At 39.1% G+C, this 20,338-nt stretch carries 16 protein-coding genes; 5 read left to right on the top strand and 11 right to left on the bottom strand.

Going from position 1 to position 20,338, the window contains the following annotated elements; all coding sequences use genetic code 11:
- Positions 1-64: 64 nt before the first annotated feature.
- Entirely contained in the window at positions 65-694 is a 630-nt protein-coding gene (locus ACXAG7_RS04930; RefSeq protein WP_408042084.1) for a carbonic anhydrase family protein, read from the top strand.
- A gap of 44 nt (positions 695-738) precedes the next feature.
- Here ACXAG7_RS04930 and ACXAG7_RS04925 read toward each other — a convergent pair whose 3' ends face one another.
- The 3 genes from ACXAG7_RS04925 to ACXAG7_RS04915 all read right to left on the bottom strand — a co-directional run bounded on the left by ACXAG7_RS04925 (position 739) and on the right by ACXAG7_RS04915 (position 5,995).
- The gene (locus tag ACXAG7_RS04925) at positions 739-2,700 is read right to left on the bottom strand and encodes a DUF3857 domain-containing protein (RefSeq protein WP_476666163.1); all 1,962 of its coding nucleotides are present in this window, start codon (positions 2,698-2,700) and stop codon (positions 739-741) included.
- 82 nt (positions 2,701-2,782) lie between these two features.
- The gene (locus ACXAG7_RS04920) at positions 2,783-5,029 is read right to left on the bottom strand and encodes an inorganic phosphate transporter (RefSeq protein ID WP_408042082.1); all 2,247 of its coding nucleotides are present in this window, start codon (positions 5,027-5,029) and stop codon (positions 2,783-2,785) included.
- Between the two features lie 81 nt (positions 5,030-5,110).
- A complete protein-coding gene (locus tag ACXAG7_RS04915; protein ID WP_476666162.1) occupies positions 5,111-5,995 on the bottom strand; it encodes a metallophosphoesterase in 885 nt (294 codons plus the stop codon).
- 166 nt (positions 5,996-6,161) lie between these two features.
- Here ACXAG7_RS04915 and ACXAG7_RS04910 point away from each other — a divergent pair, with 166 nt between their 5' ends.
- Complete coding sequence (locus tag ACXAG7_RS04910; RefSeq protein WP_408042080.1) at positions 6,162-8,246, top strand: M20/M25/M40 family metallo-hydrolase; 2,085 nt, start codon at positions 6,162-6,164, stop codon at positions 8,244-8,246.
- Between the two features lie 53 nt (positions 8,247-8,299).
- Here ACXAG7_RS04910 and ACXAG7_RS04905 read toward each other — a convergent pair whose 3' ends face one another.
- Both ACXAG7_RS04905 and ACXAG7_RS04900 read right to left on the bottom strand, forming a co-directional pair.
- Positions 8,300-9,610, bottom strand: coding sequence for a DUF5689 domain-containing protein (locus tag ACXAG7_RS04905; protein WP_408042079.1), 1,311 nt, complete (start codon positions 9,608-9,610; stop codon positions 8,300-8,302).
- Between the two features lie 26 nt (positions 9,611-9,636).
- The gene (locus tag ACXAG7_RS04900) at positions 9,637-12,390 is read right to left on the bottom strand and encodes a carboxypeptidase-like regulatory domain-containing protein (protein ID WP_408042078.1); all 2,754 of its coding nucleotides are present in this window, start codon (positions 12,388-12,390) and stop codon (positions 9,637-9,639) included.
- 167 nt (positions 12,391-12,557) lie between these two features.
- On the opposite strand from ACXAG7_RS04900, the gene ACXAG7_RS04895 reads away from it, so the two are divergent.
- Positions 12,558-13,607 carry an endonuclease/exonuclease/phosphatase family protein gene (locus ACXAG7_RS04895; protein WP_476666161.1) on the top strand — a complete coding sequence of 350 codons (1,050 nt, stop codon included), beginning with the start codon at positions 12,558-12,560 and terminating at the stop codon, positions 13,605-13,607.
- A 31-nt stretch (positions 13,608-13,638) separates the two neighbouring features.
- Here ACXAG7_RS04895 and ACXAG7_RS04890 read toward each other — a convergent pair whose 3' ends face one another.
- From ACXAG7_RS04890 to ACXAG7_RS04880, 3 genes are read right to left on the bottom strand one after another with little or no spacing between them, the layout of a single operon-like run.
- Positions 13,639-13,983, bottom strand: coding sequence for a hypothetical protein (locus tag ACXAG7_RS04890; protein ID WP_408042076.1), 345 nt, complete (start codon positions 13,981-13,983; stop codon positions 13,639-13,641).
- A 51-nt stretch (positions 13,984-14,034) separates the two neighbouring features.
- Entirely contained in the window at positions 14,035-15,720 is a 1,686-nt protein-coding gene (recJ, locus tag ACXAG7_RS04885; protein ID WP_476666160.1) for a single-stranded-DNA-specific exonuclease RecJ, read from the bottom strand.
- Positions 15,721-15,724: 4 nt separating this feature from the next.
- Complete coding sequence (locus tag ACXAG7_RS04880; RefSeq protein ID WP_408042074.1) at positions 15,725-16,150, bottom strand: OsmC family protein; 426 nt, start codon at positions 16,148-16,150, stop codon at positions 15,725-15,727.
- A 120-nt stretch (positions 16,151-16,270) separates the two neighbouring features.
- Between ACXAG7_RS04880 and ACXAG7_RS04875 the strand changes: the two genes are divergently transcribed.
- Both ACXAG7_RS04875 and ACXAG7_RS04870 read left to right on the top strand, forming a co-directional pair.
- Positions 16,271-16,861 (top strand): carboxymuconolactone decarboxylase family protein, encoded by a 591-nt coding sequence (locus tag ACXAG7_RS04875; protein WP_476666159.1) that lies wholly within the window; start codon positions 16,271-16,273, stop codon positions 16,859-16,861.
- A gap of 212 nt (positions 16,862-17,073) precedes the next feature.
- Positions 17,074-18,069: a helix-turn-helix domain-containing protein gene (locus tag ACXAG7_RS04870; protein ID WP_408042072.1), complete on the top strand. Its 996-nt coding sequence runs from the start codon at positions 17,074-17,076 to the stop codon at positions 18,067-18,069.
- 35 nt (positions 18,070-18,104) lie between these two features.
- On the opposite strand, the gene mscL is transcribed toward ACXAG7_RS04870, so the two are convergent.
- The 3 genes from mscL to ACXAG7_RS04855 are packed head-to-tail and all read right to left on the bottom strand — an operon-like array spanning position 18,105 to position 20,264.
- Positions 18,105-18,509 (bottom strand): large-conductance mechanosensitive channel protein MscL, encoded by a 405-nt coding sequence (gene mscL / locus ACXAG7_RS04865; RefSeq protein ID WP_476666262.1) that lies wholly within the window; start codon positions 18,507-18,509, stop codon positions 18,105-18,107.
- 53 nt (positions 18,510-18,562) lie between these two features.
- Positions 18,563-19,663 (bottom strand): alanine racemase, encoded by a 1,101-nt coding sequence (alr, locus tag ACXAG7_RS04860; RefSeq protein ID WP_476666158.1) that lies wholly within the window; start codon positions 19,661-19,663, stop codon positions 18,563-18,565.
- Positions 19,656-20,264, bottom strand: a complete 609-nt coding sequence (locus tag ACXAG7_RS04855; RefSeq protein WP_408042070.1) for a thymidine kinase — start codon at positions 20,262-20,264, stop codon at positions 19,656-19,658. Before ACXAG7_RS04855 ends, alr begins: the two co-directional genes overlap by 8 nt.
- Positions 20,265-20,338: the final 74 nt, after the last annotated feature.

The following is a 20,338-nucleotide window of genomic DNA, read 5'->3' as shown; positions in this document are numbered from 1 at the left end:
AGAACTTTAACCGGTTCTTACTATAAGACATAACAATATTAAAAAGAAAATTAAAACATTTATAATGAGAAACACTGCTATTACCAAAGACGTTCAAAGCACTTTGACTCCTGCTGGAGTATTGGAAGATTTACTGGCTGGTAACGAACGATATACCTCAAATAACCTTACCGCATCTAATGTGAACGACCTCGTTAGTCAAACTACAGGAGGGCAATTCCCTAAAGCGGTAATCCTTTCTTGCATCGATTCACGTGTGCCTGTAGAAATGGTTTTTGATCAAACTATTGGCGATGTTTTTGTGGCTCGTGTAGCTGGTAATTTCGAAAATACAGACATTTTAGGAAGTATGGAGTACTCTTGTGCTGTTGCCGGTAGTAAACTCGTTTTAGTACTCGGTCACGAAAGTTGTGGAGCTGTAAAAGCTGCTTGTGACGGTGTCGAATTAGGAAACATTACCGCTATGCTCGACAATATTGTTCCTGCCGCTAAATTAGCAGCCGAACAAGTAGAGGGTGCAGCAGACTCTAGTAACAAAGCATTCGTGGCTAAAACAGTTGAAAACAACGTTAAACTGACCATGGATCGCATTCGTGAAAAAAGTCAGATTTTGCAAGAAATGGAAGATAACGGTGAAATTAAAATCGTAGGGGGCGTGTATTCCTTAACTACAGGAAAAGTTACTATGTTATAATACAACGCAACTTCAAACCCAAAGAAAAGGATAATGCTCAGGCATTATCCTTTTTGTTTAGGGACTATTTTTAATAGCACATCCTGTTTCTTTATCAATTTGTTAAAAAAGGCTTTCAAGGCAAAATACTCGGTACTACTATAGGCGCTTCTCTCAATGCTCCATTTACAAAAAAGTCGCAATACCCTTCCTTGAACAGCAACATTCACAACCATACTTCCACCCTTATTGGGTAGTTTGATCGCCATATTCTGCGGAATATTTTCAAAAACATATCCTTCAGGAGCGGTCAATTCCAAACGATAAAAATGCTTTCTCGCATAGCCAAAGTCAACCGGATAATCACGCCTTTTCAACTTAAAAGGATTAATGGTTCGCTGACTAATTAAAAAAGGATTGATGGCCATAGCGGCATTGTTTCGTTCTGAGCTTATACGAACCTTAAAGTTTTCTTTGAGTGGCTTCGCTATTTCCTTCAAATTATCCACCTTAAAAGAATCTACTTCTATCGCAGGATATCTACTCTCAAATTCGTCTAAATACGCCTCTTCAGAAACCCTGCTCAATTCTTTTCTCTTGTTCAGTGCTTTATATCCTTTGGTAGTGCGGGTAAGTACTCCTGTAACCTCACCGCTAGCATCTATATCGAGCTTTGCTCGAATACTCTCCGTGGCTACTTTCTTCATCGTAATTTCTTCCCAGAAACTTCCCTTATCAAAATCGAGTACGCGTCCATCTCCGTTAATAGCTTTAAACTGGACCAAACCAAATGGCAGTTGCTTTTCTGTTGCATCTAAATAATACACCTGCCCATCAACAACCACCTTTACTAGTAAATAATTAAACTCATTAATAATTGGGTGGAGCTTGGTAGGAACCGCTCTGTTTCTGGTAGACGACAATACTAAATACGTTTCAATATCTGCTGCTTTTAAAGCATTGAACAACGACAAATTAATATCGAATACATTTCCCGTCTTTTCAGCAAAGGCTCTTTTTATTCGTACCTTTTGAGAAGGCCAGTACTTTCCATTCCAAGTATAGTGCTCTTTAATGTACCTATACACCTCTTCAGCCCTCGTTAAAGGATTCTTAACCTCCAGTATAGAAGAGGGCATATTTCGTTTAAAAAAGCCTTTTTTAGAAACCTGATTATCCAGAAAATCTCTACGCAAACGACTGTCGGCATGTTTCCACGTTTTGGCGTACTTATCAACACGGCCGTCAGCATGGGTAAAAGAACTCAATACAAAAGCCACTTTCGATTTAAAATTCTCAGCACTGAGCATGTGCTTCTCCTCTTCAAAGGCTGGAATATTCGCTATTCCATACTTTAAAACGACACAATCACCCATACCCAATCCGGGCATATACACACAATTTTTACGAACCTTCACCTCGTTGGTGGTCAAGGGTAAATAACCGACGCTTCTAATCTTGTACTTCCAATTCCCCAATATAGCAGCAGTAAACTTGCTTTTTACTTTCGGAATATCACTTTGAAAATACCAATCATCAATTTTGGAATAAGGACTCGTAATCGAATAACGGTATTCTATAACACTTCCGACTTTGATATTAGGCATGGTAAACGTCACTTCACGCCATTTTGAAGTAAGCTGTTTCTCGTAAATTTTATCTTTTACAAGAACAGTTTTTCTTACTTGGCCTGCTTGGGTTAGGTTGTAAGTACTTCCCTTTATCCCATGCACTTTTTCATCACCGTAAAGTTGGATACTAACAGTAGCCTTATCGGCCCCTTCTTTGGTCAGTATTTTAACCTTGTGATAATAATCAGTAGTTTTTTTAAACTTTCGTTTTTCATCTACGTAGTAGTTACCGTGCTCGTAAAGAACTACAGCGCGTGCGGTGCTATCGGCTGGATACACTTGTAACGCGAGTTCTTTTTTAGTAACCTGATTCAATTTCGAAGATAGGGAGCGCTGCCCATAGGCAACCATCCCAACTATCAGGGACAAGCATGCCCCTAGCATTTTTCTTTTCATAGCGTGATATATAAATAAAAAACCCTCAAGTAAGACTCAAGGATTTTTATATGTTAATTACAATTTATTTCATTCCAAAACCTTACATCTTAGTGCTTACGTGGAACTCTTCATAGGTCTCCAACAACTGCATTAATCCAGAAACTAAATCTTGTGTTTCGATTAAAATACTAAAGTACAAGGTGGTATTCTTCGGACTGGTTTCGTCTGTTCTAATACGATCTACCTGACGCTCGATAGACGAAGAAACATCCTTTAAAAGCTCTCGCTTTTCGTTGATAATCTCACTGAGATCATCAAAACTTCTATTTTCAAAAGTCGCACTAATTTTAGCCAACAAACCAGAAAGTGTGTTATCTATTTCCTTTAAATCTTTTAACTGCCCTTTCTTTAAGTTTTTATGGTTGTTATTTACGTGTTTATACGTAGCTCTCGAAATATAGCTAATCGACTGTGCAACGTCTTGTAAATACCCTAAAATAAGGATGTAAAATCTACTCGCCTGCACTGAGGTATCGTCTAACGACTTAATAAAATAAAATACGCCGTCCTTTAGGCTATCAATTTCATCATTTAACTTTGTAACGTGCTTGTCCGTTTTACGCAATTTCACCAAATCGTGATTTGCCAAATCGTTCACTACGCTTGAATACAATTTGTTTATTCGGGCAGCAACTTCCGCAATGTGGTCAGAGCTTTCCTCAATTACTCCGTTAATAGAAATCAACTCTGCACGCTCTACAAACATTTGCTTCTTTTCTTCTTTCGCTTTTCGCGAATACATAATGCTTGTACGCACGAGTAATCCGATAACCAACAACAACAACACCGGAATCATTTCTTGGTGCCAGCTAATCAAGTAGGCAACGATTCCTGCAGCCGTAAAAGCTACAATCGCCGTTAAAAACCATCCACCGATAACGTTGAATACACCAGCTACACGGTATACTGCAGACTCGCGTCCCCAAGCTCTATCCGCCAAAGAGGTACCCATAGCCACCATAAAGGTCACATAAGTAGTTGACAGCGGCAACTTCATAGAAGTAGCGATTGAAATCAACACACTCGCCATAATTAAGTTTACAGAGGCACGCACCAAATCAAATGCTGGAAGCTCGTAGGTTTTATCTTTAGGTAATTTAATTACCGGTTTTTCAAACTTAGAATTGATATAAATCTGTGTCTTCTTAGGAATTAAAAGATTTATTCCTGCGTTGGTAAACATCGCCAAACGCACCACTACTCTCGATAAATTATTCGGCTGAAACTTTTCTTGTCCTTCTCCTTGACGCGATAAGTTAATCCCTGTTTCAATCACGGCTCTCGCCTTTTTAGAAGACCAAAGTGTTACTACCATGATGAAACCAGCTAACAGTAACAACCAAGTATTAGAAGGAACTTTCTGAGCCAGTACTCCCATCGTAAATTCATTCGCAGCCTTCCCTGAAGCACTCCAAGCATCGTATGAATTCAAGGCTGCAATAGGCACTCCAATAAAGTTTACTAAATCATTTCCGGCAAATGCCATGGCTAACGAAAAGGTACCTACTGCAATAATGGTTACCAAGACATTAATCTTAAACACCTTGATTAACATATACGACACTCCTGACCAGAGTACGAAAGAACCTGCTATAATAGCTGCTGTATTTCCTTCGAGTAACCCTTTTAAATTTGCATAAAAAGGCGTTCCTTTCAATCCTTTGATAATGATAAAGTACGTTATTGCAGTAATGGCAAAACCACCAAATAGCGCACTGATATACACGGGTCTTTTCTCAAAATCAAATGAAAAAATCAATCGCGAAAAATACTGAACAATAGCTCCTACTGTGAAGGCCACAATGACGGAAATGACGATTCCTAAAATAATTTCTATCGCCTTTTCATCATTGATATACGACCAAATATCACCAATTGTCTGCGTATCACTTGCCGATATTTTGATCAGCGCTATAGCTACTGCAGACCCTAACAATTCAAATACTATGGACACCGTTGTTGACGTCGGCATCCCCAGTGAATTAAACACATCCAACAATAAGATATCCGTTATCATTACCGCCATAAATATGTACATGATTTCTTCAAACATGAACATATCCGGATTAAATATCCCTTTCCTCGCTACTTCCATCATTCCACTTGAGGTTACTGCTCCGAAAAACACCCCCACACTGGCAATAATCATAATAGTTTTAATCGGTATGGCCTTTGAACCGATGGCCGAATTCAAAAAGTTTACGGCATCATTACTCACACCCACCACTAAATCTAAAATTGCTAGTCCTCCTAAAGCAACTAGCATCAAAATAAACGGATCTCCCATTCCTTGTTTTTAATTTAACCCGACAAATTTAAGAAATCGCTACTGATTAATAATATTAATTTAATGTTATCAACAAAGTTTTTATAGATAATGCGTTAAGGAGGTAGGTCCTTCTAACACCTGCCTTGTTATCTTCATGATTCCCTGAGCATTAGTTTCCAAAAACCATTTGATCAGCGTAATTTCGCCTCCTTCAATTTCCAAGCCGGTAATACACCTCGGATGCACGCAACTTCCATCGTTAAAATGCGGCAATTCTGTAGTACCCGGAAAGCGTGGCCGGTGCGTATGCCCTGTGATAATCATCTGGTTATTATTGGCTTTAATCCATTTTTCCAGGCGTCTTTCTACTTTTATAAGTTCTCTAAAATTCTGGGCGGGACTCGTTGGATCTTTAACCCCTAACACCTGTAAGGGCCTCCATAAATAACGTACCAAAAACTTACTCAAACGCCAGAAATTATAATTAAACCAATCGGCTTGGTGTCCGTGAAGTAAAAATATAGAGCGCCCATCTTCACGTTCCAGAACAAGGGCTTCTGAAAAAGAAGCTCCAATCATCAACTCTTTATCTTTATCATCTATCGTATCTCTGTAGTAATGCAAATTTCTTTCGACGGCCTTCGGATTTCTATACGCCATATCGTGATTGCCCCAAACGAAATGTAAGCGATTGGCCTCGTGGAATTCTTTTAGCAGTAAATACACATCCTTATTAGCATCGAAAATTGCCTGGAAAGAGTTTTCCCATAGTTCATCACCATCACCGAGTTCCAAATAGGTAAATCCTTCTTGTTTGTAATGTGATAAGGCATGAAGATACAACTTGCGATTCCTCGAAAAATCGTCAGCAAAACTATTATCACCTCGATGGCAATCGGAAAACATCACGTATTTAGATGCGTCGGTAAGAGGTAATTTCTTTGCTTTTTTAAAAGCACGTGTTAATCGTCGGTTCGATGACATAGGTCCATTTTTTTACTTAACGAGCCTAAAAATAAATAATTCGAAGTAAACGGAGTATAACACATCAGAATTAACCTCTTATAAGAAAACGACTTACCTACTCAAAAACAGCAACTTATACTAAAATTTTAGTATTTTTATTAAGATTAATTTAAACCCTTCTAAAATGAAAACAACTCAAGTAATACTGTTCGCAGTATTTTTGTGCTTGTGGAGCCTTCCCATGCACAGTCAACAATCACAATTTTACGGTACCATAACTACCAAAGACGCCCAAGTACTGAGAAAATTATCTCCGAAAGACATTGAAATTCTCCATACGGAAGGAGAGTTTAGTGCTGTAAAACTCAGCCATCACGCCGCTGAAAAGCTTCATCACATGATATTGACCCACGGTCCTGGATTTATCTACGAACCTTCGAAAGATGCTGCAATCAAAACCATTAAGGCCATGCGATTACGCGGCAAACAACCGAAAATGGCTGCCTATACCATTTCCGAACAAACATTGGTAAATCAGGCCATCGGGCAGGTTAACAACAGCAATATTGCGGCTCATATTCAAACGCTCGAAAACTACGGAACGCGCTATCACACCACACAAAAAGCACGACAATCCGTGTTGGATTTAAAACAAAAATGGGAAACCATGGCTACAGGACGCAGCGATGTAAGCGTTCGTATTGTAAATCACAACAGTACCAATATGCCTTCAGTGGTTATGACCATACAAGGTAAAAACAACCCGAATGAATACGTAATCATCGGAGGTCACATTGACTCGGTAAGTCCACAGCGGGAAACCAATGCTCCTGGGGCTGATGACAACGCCTCTGGAATTGCCACAATTACCGAAGTCGCCCGAGTGTTGTTGAACATGAACTTCAAACCTAACAGAACTATTGAATTCATGGCCTATGCTGCCGAAGAAGTTGGTTTACGAGGATCTAAAGAAATAGCACAAGACTACAAAAACCGAAATGTAAACGTATTGTCATATGTGCAATTCGACATGACCAACTACAAAGGTTCGAGCAGTGATGTTTATATCACCGACGACAGCTATAACAGCAGTAGTTTAAACGCTTTTCTAGTGCAGCTCATGGAACAGTACAACAAAACCGGGGCACATCAGTTTAGCTATGCATATACGCGATGTAACTACGGATGTTCCGATCATTACAGTTGGGCACAACAAGGCTTTAATGCCGCCTTTCCTTTTGAAGCTTCGTTCAACGATTCTAATCCACATATTCATACCGTAAACGACACGTTTGACCGTTCTCCTACCGCGAATGCTACCCACGCCGCTAAATTTGCTAAGCTCGGCTTGGAATACCTAATTGAAGTCGCTAAAAATGAGGGGAGTGTTACCCCTCCTCCAACGACAACCTATTGTAGTTCAAAAGGAGATAACGTTTCGGACGAATATATACAAAAGGTCGTAATGGGGAGTATTTCTAACAGTTCTGGAGCTACCAATGGCTATCAAGACTTTACAAGCCTCACTACTGATATTGCGCAAGGAGCTACTCAAAATATCAGTATTACGCCTAAATGGACAGGGTCGCAATACCGCGAAGCCTATAGTGTATGGATAGATTTTAATCAGGATGGTGACTTTAGTGATAGTGGCGAACAGGTATGGACCAAGGCGGCCTCTACAAGTAGTCCGGCAACCGGAAGTTTTACCGTTCCGAGCACGGCCAAACTAGGAAAAACCAGAATGCGCGTCAGCATGCGTTACAACAGCCTACCCAGTGCTTGTGGGAATTTTAACTACGGAGAAGTTGAAGACTACAGTGTTACGGTAAAGGAAGGTAGTGCACCGGTAAATAAATGCGATGGCGTGGCTGCCTACAATGCTGGAACCAATTACCAAGTGGGCGACAAAGTGGTTTACAATAACACCTTATATCAGCGCAGTGCTACTGGCTGGACAAACTTGGGGTCTTGTACAAGTGCAAAGAGCCTTGCTACTGGTACTTTTGATTTCCTCGTCAACGATGCAGCGGTACTCCAATTTTCACCAAATCCAGTGAAAAACGACGAAGTCAATATCAAAGTCTTTAACGAACTGTGGCAACACAAGGCCTTACTCCTGATCAACAATCAAGGAAAAGAGCTCCTTAAAATCAAGCTCAGTAAAGCACAACAAAAGATATCACTAGCCAAACTACCTCCTGGGGTATACTTCTTCACCTTAGAGCACAGCGGAAAACAATACACGCAAACACTACTGAGAGAATAAACTAAAAAAGCCGAGCAGATGCTCGGCTTTTCTTACAATTTTAAATATATCAATTACTTAGCAGCAACTTTTACATTATCAATTTCAAATGTAGCAGCTCCTGAAGTAGTAGACACGTATTTGAACGCTACGTATAACTTTCCTCCTGCAGCAGCAGAAACGTCTACGTTACCTGACCCAGTCCAAGAAGTCCAGCTTCCTGTATTTGTATCTAAGGTCGGATTTAACTTAGTCCAAGTATTAGCAGCATCATTAGGGTTTCCTCCGTTGTAGTTGGTAGAGAAATACACCTCGATATCTGGACCACTGTATCTCTTAACGCTATCAAAAGTTAAGATTGCTCCAGTAATACCCGTTAAATCGATTGCTTTGGTAATCATCCAATCCTCGTTTTCTTTAGCTCCGCTAGAGAATCCTGAGATTTTTGCACTTGGCTTTGGGTTTCCAAAGTTTACGATTTCCCATGACTGTGCTCCTGTAACATCTTGCATAGTCCATTGGTTAAAGTTATTCGCTGAAAAGTTTTCTTCGAATAAAGGATCACATCTGTTTTCAGTTAAGTTAACATCCTTAGTATCACGGATGAATAACTGTAAATCAGAACGATATTTACCAACAACAGCTGTTACAGTACCTTTGTTATTAGAGATAGACTGTCCTTTAAAATCAGCAAATCCACTGTTTCTCATGATGATAGTAGCATCGTCAGCACAGCTCTTAAACATTCTATTTACAGAGAATGTATTGTTGATGTTTGCATAGGTTTGATCCTTATCAACAGTTTGCATATCCTTTAATTGGATTAACATCCCGATGTGAGTATCTTTAATATCGTTAATACTAGCGAGCTCAACTGGCTTAACTTCTGCTACTTCTGTAGAGCGGAAGATGTGCTTTTTGTACTCTGTAGAAGTGATTCTTTGCACGTCAGTACCGTTGATAACACCGATTTCTAATACACCGTTGTTATCGTGCATTCCCAATCCGTTTAACTTTACGATTACTTTTCTTCCTACTTCGTAGAAATTGTATAAATCAAAACCGTCCACTGCGATTTGGATCGCCGCTGTTGGGTTTACTGGTTTGTCTTGGATGTTTAACACTTTGTAGAAGTTTCCTGCTTCATCACTAGATACTACGTATCCTTCGATTACCATGTCACCTCCGTTGCTCACCTTATTGAAATCTACGATTCCACTTCCGGTATAAGCACTCTTAATTGATTGAATAGTATTGGTAACTTTGATTGCAGGTTCTTGTACTTTAGTATCTGGAATACTGTAATCGTTATTATCTACACAGGCAGTAGCTGTTGCGAATAAGGCAGCTAAAGCAGCTATTTTAAAAATATTTTTTGTTTTCATTTTGATGATTCTTTCTGTTGCGTTTATTAAAATCTAAAATAAATATTCATGAAGTAGGTAGTTCCTCTACCGTACCAATATTTATTACCAAATACCGGAGTATTTAAGTCAGCATCAGCTTTCGCTGTTCTATAGTTCGCGCTTCTTCCTTGCTCAAAACCTCCCGACTTGTACTTTTGGTCGAGAATATTGTTAATACTTGCAAAAAATCCAACATAATACTTTCCTACTTTCCACGATTTTCCACCTACCGCGTTCAACACGATATAGCTATCAAATTCTTCTTGTGCTAATAAACGTCTTGCTACTGCAGGATCGTAATCAGAAAATTGAACACCGTCAGAATCTAAGGCAAAGTTAGAAGTTCTCTTTAATGGCGCTACATCTACAAAAGTATCGTCTAAGTAGTTTGCAGTTGCACCGAACCACCAGTAGTCAGGATCGCGGTATTCGAAACCAACCGAATACGCTTTCTGTGGTCCTGAAGCTACGCGATAATCTTTTAAATACGCAGTAGTGCTAGGTAATTGTAACCCTGCATCAGACGTTAAATAAATTGATGGGTTATTGTTATACGTGTACTGACCAATATTCGCAGCACCTTTTAACTTCAAGGTTGGCGTTACTTGTGCTTCTAATCCTATTTCCGCTCCGAAATGTCTTTTCTCGATTCCAGTCAATACTTCTTGTACGAAAGCAGTGTTATCTCCTCCAATACCATCAGCGAAGAAGAATGAAATCTCCGTAGCGTCTTTGATACCAGTATAGTACCCTGTAACTTTCGCTTGAATCATTGGTGTTCTTAAGATATAACTCGCATCAAAAGACATGATTTTTTCGCTTGTTAAATTTAAAACGGTCTCGTTATTTTCTCTTGGGTTAGAGAATGAATTACGAACAGTTGGTGCTTTTGTTAAGTACCCTCCGTTAAAATCTAATAAATGACGTCCTGAAATTTTATACGTAAATCCAGCTTTTGCACCGAAGTTTGTAAACTCTAACTTTTTTGATTTACCAAAAGAATTGTTTGCAAAGGCACCATTTTGGTATAATCCCTCACGTTGATGAGAAGTACGCGAAACGTCTCCTGCTACATAAAAATCAACTTTGTTATACTTGAATAAAGCTTGTGCAAATCCGTTGTACACTTCAGAATTAATTCTGTAGTTATACCCAAAACGATCTCCAACACCTACCAAACGGTTCGGGTTTCTCAAATCACTTTGCTTTTGATCCAAAGTTGCACCAAAAGTATCTACATCTAAAAATCCGCCACCACCTAATAAATCGATGATGCTCGCAAAGTTCTCAGAACGCAATCTGCTGTACTGAGCCTTACCGATAAGTGTTATATTATCGTTAATTTCTGTATTAAAAATGGTATTTGCAGTAAACTGCTTGTCGTCATTTCTATCCTCATATAATACGTACTTTGAATTGGTACTTTGAGAACCTGCTAAGTTTTGACGAATCATATCGTCCCAATCTAACTGACCATCGTTCAAGAAATTTTGCAACAAAGCGTACTCATTTCCTGTACCGTTGCGCAATGCGTAACTCGGTAACTTTTGATAATACGTAGGATCAGGGTTTGAACCTCCTCCAATTGGCAATCCGTTTACTAAACGCGCACCGTTAAAATTGATACGGCTATTTCCAATTTGTCCAAACTGGTAAGATACGTTGGTATTTAAAGTAGTAGCTTCACCGATGTTCCAGTAGTGGTTTAACATCACGATTGGCTCGTATAAATCACGGATACGAGAGTTTCTCATTTTTCCGTTTTGGTATCCCCAATACGGGTTGTACTTGATTCCTTTTAAATCGTACACCTCGTCAGTATTAGGAGATGATTTTCCTCTTTTATTTTGCGCAGCCATCACTGTTAAGTTCAAACTGTGCTTATCGCTAAATTGCTTTTCAACAGCTGCAAAAATTGAATTAGCATCGTAAAAAGTTCCATCGACGAAACCTTCGTTTCCTGCTCTTCTACTTCCTGAAACAGCAATAGCCCATCCGTTTTCTAACAATCCTGAAGTATAGGTACCCATAATACGGTGTACGTAACTTCTGTTCGATGATGCATAAGAAATTCTAGTTCCTTTTCTGTACTCAGATGCTCTGGTACTGATGTTTGTAGATCCTAAAACGCCACCAAAAGTGTAGTTAGAAGGCGTTAACCCGTTGCTAAATTCTTGATTTCTCAACACGTCATTTAATCCACCCCAGTTACTCCATTGTGGTCTTCCGTTGTACAACTTATTCATTTCGATTCCGTTGATCAACACTTTACCATTCTCTGAATCCAATCCGCGGATTCTATAAAATGATGAACTCCACTCAAAAGCAGCTGTTCTTAAGTATACGTCACGAGACGATTGTAATAATCCCGAAATGTTATCAGCAGCACTTGTATCATCATTTAACTCATCATCAGTTAAGTTAATCGTACTTAAATCACGATCTTCAGAAACATCCTCAAACAACATGATAGTACCTAAGTCTACGGTTTTTCCTGATAATAAGACTGGGAAGTTTTGGGTTTCATACCCCTGTAATGATACCACTACAAATTGACGTCCGTTAGGTAAATTCTCCAAAACAAAACTACCGTCTGCTCCAGTAGTTAGGTTTATCCCTACTTCTTTTACGCTAACCGAGACACCTTGTAGAGGACTTTCAGAATCGCCATTAATAACGACACCTTTTACAATGTTCTGCGCGCTTAAGCTCAAGGTAAAAGCCAGCATTAAAAACATTGTTACTCTAAAATTTCTCATAAAATATTGGTTATAAAATATTTGATTAATCCCTTTTCATCAACAAAAAAGGGAGGCAAAATTACAAAATTTTTAACACCCTAACATTAAATTATTGTTACGAAATTAACTTTTAAATATATATGGTTTAATTTTTGTATTATTTTTGCCGAGTAAAATTAGATAGAATGAAGAAAACAATTTCCTTTTTAGTATTAAGTCTAGTGTTATCTTTTAGTTACGCACAGCGCAATGGTAAGAGTTATAAAATTCGCACTGTTGCCTTCTATAACTTAGAAAACTTATTTGATACCGAAAATGACACCGAGAAGAACGACGAAGCTAGTCCAATCATGGAAATGGGAGGCGACCGTGAGAAAGTTTATCAAGATAAACTCAAGAAACTAGCGAGTGTTATTAGTCAGCTAGGAAAAGAAAAAGCAAAAACCAGCCCAACCTTATTAGGTGTTGCTGAAATTGAAAATAAAAAGGTGCTTACCGACCTTATTAATACCGATGCTTTAAAAAAGAAGCACTACGGTATTGTACACTTCGATTCGCCAGATAAACGCGGTATTGACGTTGCCTTATTATACCAAAAGCGTTATTTCAAGCCTGTTCACTTTGAAGCGATAGATCCAAAAATCTACAGTAACGGAAGAAAAGTATACACGCGTGATATTTTATTAGTTTCGGGATATTTGGATGACGAATTAGTACATGTAATCGTAAACCACTGGCCATCACGACGCGGTGGAGAAGCAAAAAGTAGACCTTTACGTGAAAAAGCGGCAGCCCAAGTTGCTAAGATCATTACAAAGATTAAGGAGACCGACCCTAATCCGAAAGTATTGATCATGGGAGACTTTAACGACGACCCGATCAACTCGAGCTTTAAAAAAATCCTGAAAACAAAATCAAAAAAGAAAAACGTAACCAAAGAGGACATCTACAATCCTTATGAGGATATGTTCCGAAGAGGGTTTAACACCTTAGTGTACCGAGACAACATCAATTTGTTTGACCAAATTATGTTTACCTATCCACTATTAAACAAAGGAAATAATGATTTTTCTAGTTTTAAAATGTTTAAATCTGGAATTTTCAACAAGCGTTTCTTAACTCAGAAAAATGCGCGTTATAAAGGCTATCCTTTCAGAAGTTTCTCTAATGGAAAATACACAGGAGGATACAGTGACCACTACCCAGTATATCTGTATTTGATCAAAGAAAAATAATTAAAAAGAGGCTTGTTAAACAAGCCTCTTTTTAATTTTTACACAAGTCGTTTAAGTAATTGTTCATTCGGATTTGAAACAAGGTACCTCGCAATAAATCTTCAATCTGCCCCAGCTCTTCGTAATTTACTGCCATGCTCACCTTATCGGAAGGAGTCTGCAACAATACAGACCTACAATCTCCTGACAACTCACAGCTCTTACAAGGTTTCTGCATTTTGGCATCACATACCTTGTCTATAAAAAACTCAATTTCCTCGGTAGTCAAATGAAAACCGGTATCCCTAAATATAATTTGTGTTAGGTTCGATTTTACCTGTTTCCATCGAAAAGAAATCCCTATTGTGTTATCATATATTTTATAAATACTGTCCATAAGCAAGAAATTATGGAGCAAATATAATTAATTTAGAATTAATCTAAATAACTATTGTAAATCTTTTAACACTAATTGCAAACTCGTATATCCATTCCATGTATTCTCATCTAAAGAATACACGATGTCAAAATCATTTTCTACCAATTCCATCTTGGTTCCCAATCCAAAACCTATAGCTCCATAAGTTTTGCGATCAGCACCGTACAAAATGTTTAGCTTGAGGTGCGACTTATCTGCTCCAACTTGTTTCCCATAGCCGTTATCGCGCACATTCTTGGTCAGAAAAACAGGTTTCATATTCATAGGACCAAAAGGGCCCATTTGCTTGAGAATGCGATAGAATTTCGGGCTGATATCCGGCAATTCCATCGGTGCATCAATCACAATCTCCGGCACGAGTAACCCAGGGTCGATAGTCGCTTTGACTACTTCTTCAAATTTGGCTTTAAACTTCGGATACTGTTCTGGGAGTAAGGTTAACCCTGCAGCGTACTTATGACCTCCAAACTGTTCGATGTGTTCTGCGCATGCCTCGAGAGCATTGTACACATCGAATCCTTTTACCGAACGGGCAGAGGCAGCTAATTTTTCACCGCTCTTGGTAAACACTAAAGTTGGGCGATAATAGGTTTCTGTCAAACGCGAAGCGACGATTCCGATAACCCCCTTGTGCCAACTTTCATCGTATACTACGGTTGTAAATTGCGCTTCCTCGTTATTTTCGACGATCTGATCGAGGGCTTCCTGAGTAATAGATCGGTCGAGGTCTTTGCGATCACTATTAAACTTTTCAATCCCGGCCGCTTCTAATTTTGCCTGTTCAAAATCGTACTCTGTCAGTAAACTCACAGCAAAGTTTCCGTGGCGCATTCGTCCGGCAGCATTAATTCTAGGAGCAATGGTAAATACGACATCGGTAATGGTCAATTCTTTTTTTTCCAACTGATGGATCAACGCTTTGATTCCATTTCTAGGCGACGTATTAATAACGTCTAACCCGATGGCTGCTAGCACTCTATTTTCTCCTGTAATTGGAACTATATCAGCAGCCACAGCTGTGGCTACCAGATCTAAATACGGAATCAGCGTTTCTATTGCGTTCCCCTTTACAAAATTGAGCGCTTGTATCAGTTTAAACCCAACCCCACAACCGCAGAGTTCTTTATAGGGATAGGCGCAATCTTCACGTTTGGGGTTAAGCACTGCATACGCTGCTGGAATTTCCGGCCCTGGCTTATGGTGATCACAAATAATAAAGTCAATGCCTTTTTCCTTGGCATAGGCTACTTTATCAATCGCTTTGATACCACAGTCCAATGCTATGATCAACCCAAAATCGTTATCATCGGCGAAATCAATTCCTTTATAAGACACTCCATAACCTTCAGCATAGCGATCTGGGATATAGGTTGCCACATTAGGATACTCCTCTCGTAAATAAGACGACATCAACGCTACGGAAGTGGTTCCATCCACATCGTAATCACCGTATACCAAAATGTTCTCATTGGCTGCGACCGCCTGCTGGATACGCTCCACAGCACGGTCCATATCCTTCATGAGAAAAGGATCGTGGAGATTGGCAATATTGGGACGGAAAAAGGCTTTTGCCTCTTCAAAAGTGCTGATACCACGTTGAACTAATAAACTCGCCAAAACACGATCTATTCCTAATTCATTTGCTAAAGAGTGTACCTGTTCATTATCAGGTTTAGGCTTTAAGGTCCAACGCATTTAGTTAATTTTTATGGTAGTGAATGGATGTTTTAACGGTTGCGAACTTGCGAAACATTTCCATAACACCACAGTATTTATCAATAGAAAGCTGTACTGCTTTTTCTATTTTATCTTCTTTTAAATCGGCACCTGTGAAATGGTACTCAACATGTACGGTATGGTAATACTTAGGGTGTTCTTCTGTCAATTCACCGGTTACCACCATTTTAAAATCGGCGAGGTCTACACGCATTTTTTTCAACAGCGAAACCACGTCCAAACCAGAGCAACCTGCCAAAGACGACAGCATCATGGCTTTGGGTCCCAAACCGCTATTGTTCCCTCCATTTTCTTCAGAGGTATCGATGGTTACTTGATGTCCGCTAGGATTGTCAGAAATAAACTGCATATTTTCTTGCCAAGTAGTTGTTACTATGTGTTGTGCCATAATTTATTTATTTTTGTTACTCTTGTAATTTAAAGTAAGATTATTCGACTTTTCTCAGAATAGTTTTCAAAACAAACTTACAGCAAAAAAACATCAATAAAAACTAAAATGTAATCAACTATGCCATTAGTAACTCCACTACCATCAGACCACGATTTGGAAACGCAAGAACTCGCAAAATTCTTTAATGAGACGCTAGGTTTTTGCCCAAATTCAGTACTTACTATGCAACGCCGTCCCGCCATTTCAAAAGCGTTTATCAATTTAAACAAAGCGGTAATGGCCAATGAAGGACGAGTTACTTCTGCCTTAAAGAGAATGATTGCCTGGGTTTCTAGTAACGCTACGGGGTGTCGTTACTGTCAAGCACATGCCATCCGTGCAGCGGAGCGCTATGGTGCCGAGCAAGAGCAATTAGATAATATTTGGGAATACAAAACCCATCCCGCATTTAGTGATGCTGAGCGCGCAGCCTTGGATTTTTCACTGGCAGCCAGTCAAGTTCCTAACATGGTCGACGCGGCTATTAAAGAAGAATTGTACAAGTACTGGGACGAAGGAGAAATTGTAGAAATGTTAGGAGTAATTTCGCTATTTGGATACCTAAACCGTTGGAATGACTCTATGGGAACCAGTATCGAAGAAGGTGCCGTAGATAGCGGTGAACAATACCTCGGAAAACACGGCTGGAATAAAGGAAAACATATCTAAATTTTTTCTTATATTAGAGCAAAACAAAAGTCTTCTCTCTGCATAGAGAAGACTTTCTTTTAACCTTAAATAGATGCCCCCCCACAGTTCACCTAAACTAAGTCTCAACAGCAAATTAAAAAAGATTTAAACAATAGGTAATTGCAAATAGTGCAAAAAGAAGAAATGCCTTTTGCAGTTTTTAAGTCGGAGAACACTATTTAAGGAACTATATGGGTATAGAAAAAGATAAACTCTTTAACGTCATCAAGCAGAACCTGCCTGAAAACGTACTTTTTACTGAGGAAATAGCGGATGCATTAGATCTGAGTTACGACGCTTCTTATCGACGCATCAAAGGAAAGACCTCGCTGACCTTTGAAGAAGCCATCAAATTGGCAAAACACTACAAAATATCACTAAATGAACTGTATGATTTACCGGCGACGAATTCGTTATTAATTAATAGGAAAAATTACAAAAACAGCATAGACGGACTCATTGCCTTTTACCGAGAGCTCTCGGTGTATGCACAATCATTTACACCGACCAACAAGTCAGAGCTGTTCTATTCCGCTAAAGACATTCCGTTCTATCATGTAAAAACAGACGACTTATACTGGCGCTTTCGCCTTTATGTATACCTAAATTTTTCCGAAATTGGACATCAACGAGAGAAGATAGCTTTTCACAAATTTTTTCCGAAGTTAACCGCCATTGAAGAGGCCAACAAGTTTCGCTCCATCTTCGAACAAATTAACATTACGGATATTTGGAGTGACACCACGATCAACACTTCTTTATATCAGATATTTTATTTTTACAGAACCAAACTTTTAGCTAAAGAAGAGGCCTTGTTACTGTGCAACGAGATCGGAACGATCATTAAAAACATCGAACACCATGCTACCCTTGCTCGAAAGCAGTCGAAGAAAGTACATTTTAGGCTGTATCACAGCAAATTACTGAACCTAAATCACGCTATTTTCTTAAAAAACGACCACAGAATGGGCTTGCTAATGCCTTACAATTCCTTTTCGCATATCAAAATTGAGGACAGCAATATCTGTAAGGAAGTAGAAGAACAATTACAGAAGCAACTGCAGCTAGCCAAAAAGATTGCCGCAGACACCGAGGTAGACAGAAAGCTGTTTTTTACAGCTATGCACGACAAAGTAGAACAGCTAAAAAGGGAAATTAGCTCAAAACTACTGATTTCATTCTTTTAAAAAAGAAACCTTGAGGAATTCCTCAAGGTTTTTTTCTATTGCTTTTTTAATAGGTCTCTAATTTCTGCGAGTAAATCTTCTTGTGAAGGTCCTTTAGGTGCCGCTGGGGCAGGTTCTTCTTTTTTCTTCAACGCATTGATCGATTTTACGATCATAAACATCACAAAAGCGACGATGATAAAATCGATGACATTGGTCAAGAACTCTCCGTATAACACAGATACTTCACCTACGACCTCACCTTTGTCATTGGCAACGCCATCTTTAATGACTAATTTCAGGTCTTTAAAGTCTGCATTAAACAATAATCCTACTAAAGGTGAGACAATTCCTTTGGTAAAAGACGCCACTACTTTGTTAAAAGCAGCTCCCATCACAAAGGCAACGGCAATATCTACCAAATTACCTTTCATGGCAAAGTCTTTAAACTCTTTGAGCATTCCCATATTTTTGATTTTTAAGTTAAATTGAACTCTAAAGTAGCAAAAAAAAGTTAGAACTTCACCACTCTCTCAACTCGTTGAGAAATTGCAGTAAGCACTTCGTAGGGGATGGTCTCTGATTTGTGAGCCATGTATTCAACGTGCTGTTGATGATTGAAAATGACAACTTCATCTCCTTCTTTACACTCGATATCCGTGACATCGACCATAATCATATCCATACAAACATTTCCAATAATCGGTGCCGGTTTATTATTGATAAACACAAAACCATTCTTATTTCCCAATCGCCTTGAAATTCCATCGGCATGACCAATCGGCACTGTAGCACTCCTGGTAGCTCTGCTGGCTACAAAAGCGCGGTTGTACCCCACAGTTTCTCCGGGCTCAACCTGGTGAATTTGCGAAATAATCGATTTTAGATTGTGCGTATTTTTTAAGTGCTTGGTTTCTTGAGGGTCATTTGCAAAGCCGTATAGCCCGATTCCAACGCGCACCATATCAAATTGTGCCTTTGCGTAGTTTACGACTCCTGAAGTATTAAGTATATGAATCATCGGCTCATACCCTAAATGGGTATAGAGTTGCTTAACGATATATGCAAAATTATTAATTTGCCCTACAGTAAATTCTTGCTCTCTAGAGTCCTCACTCGCTGCTAGGTGCGAAAATACAGACTGTACCTTAACGTTGTTTGACTGTTTAATAGCTGCGATCAAAGTAGGTACATCGGTATGCCAAAACCCTAACCTATTCAGTCCGGTATTAAACTTAATATGAATAGGATAGTTCATTAAAGGACGTTCATCAGCCAATTTTAAAAAGGCATCGAAAATTTTAAAATTATACAAATTCGGTTCCAATCGATGGGCTACGATAGCTTCCAAATTGGGAATTTGCGGATGCAACACTAAAATGGGCGTTTCTATGCCTGCCTCACGTAAAGCAATTCCTTCTTGTGCATAGGCAACTGCGAAATAATCGACCTGATCTTTAACGATTTTCGCGACTTCTACCCCATCGCTTCCATATCCAAATGCCTTAACTACGGCCAATAATTTGGTATTTTCCGCTAACTTCTTCTTAAAGAAATTGAGGTTGTGCAACAGTGCTTTTGCATCTATTTCTAAAACGGTTACATGCTTATTCATGAGGTTCTTCGTTTGCTGGATTGGCGTCTTTCATCGCTTTAAAATAAGCCGCTCTACTCAGTGGTTCGTATTCTTGGGTCTCTCCTAACAGTACTAAATCATCACTTTCTGATTTTCTAAAACTGTAATGTGCTAAGTTCCCTGTACGGGTACATACGGCATGTACTTTGGTAACGTATTCGGCAGTTGCCATTAAAGCGGGCATAGGACCAAAAGGGTTCCCTTTAAAATCCATATCTAAGCCAGCGACAATTACGCGAATTCCCCTATTGGCTAAATCGTTACAAACCGCTACAATCTCATCGTCAAAAAACTGAGCCTCATCAATTCCTACCACATCTACGTTGTTTGCTAATAGCAAAATATTAGAAGATGCCGGAACTGGTGTTGACCGAATGCGAGTTGCATTGTGTGATACTACCTCTTCATCATCGTAGCGCGTATCCACCGCAGGTTTAAAAATCTCTACGCGTTGTTTTGCGTATTGAGCTCTTCGCAATCTCCTAATAAGTTCTTCAGTTTTCCCCGAAAACATTGAGCCGCAAATTACTTCTATCCACCCAAATTGTTCTGTATGATTTACTGTATTTTCAAGAAACATTTTGTAATTTTAAGCTCTAAATATTAATATTTGTTTTACTTTCGAACAGGAAACAAATTTATTAAAAATTAGGA

The organism is Tenacibaculum sp. AWR4_210 (genome assembly GCF_056160945.1).
Note: the sequence above shows the minus strand (reverse complement) of the source record. Positions and strands in the feature narration are given on the sequence as shown.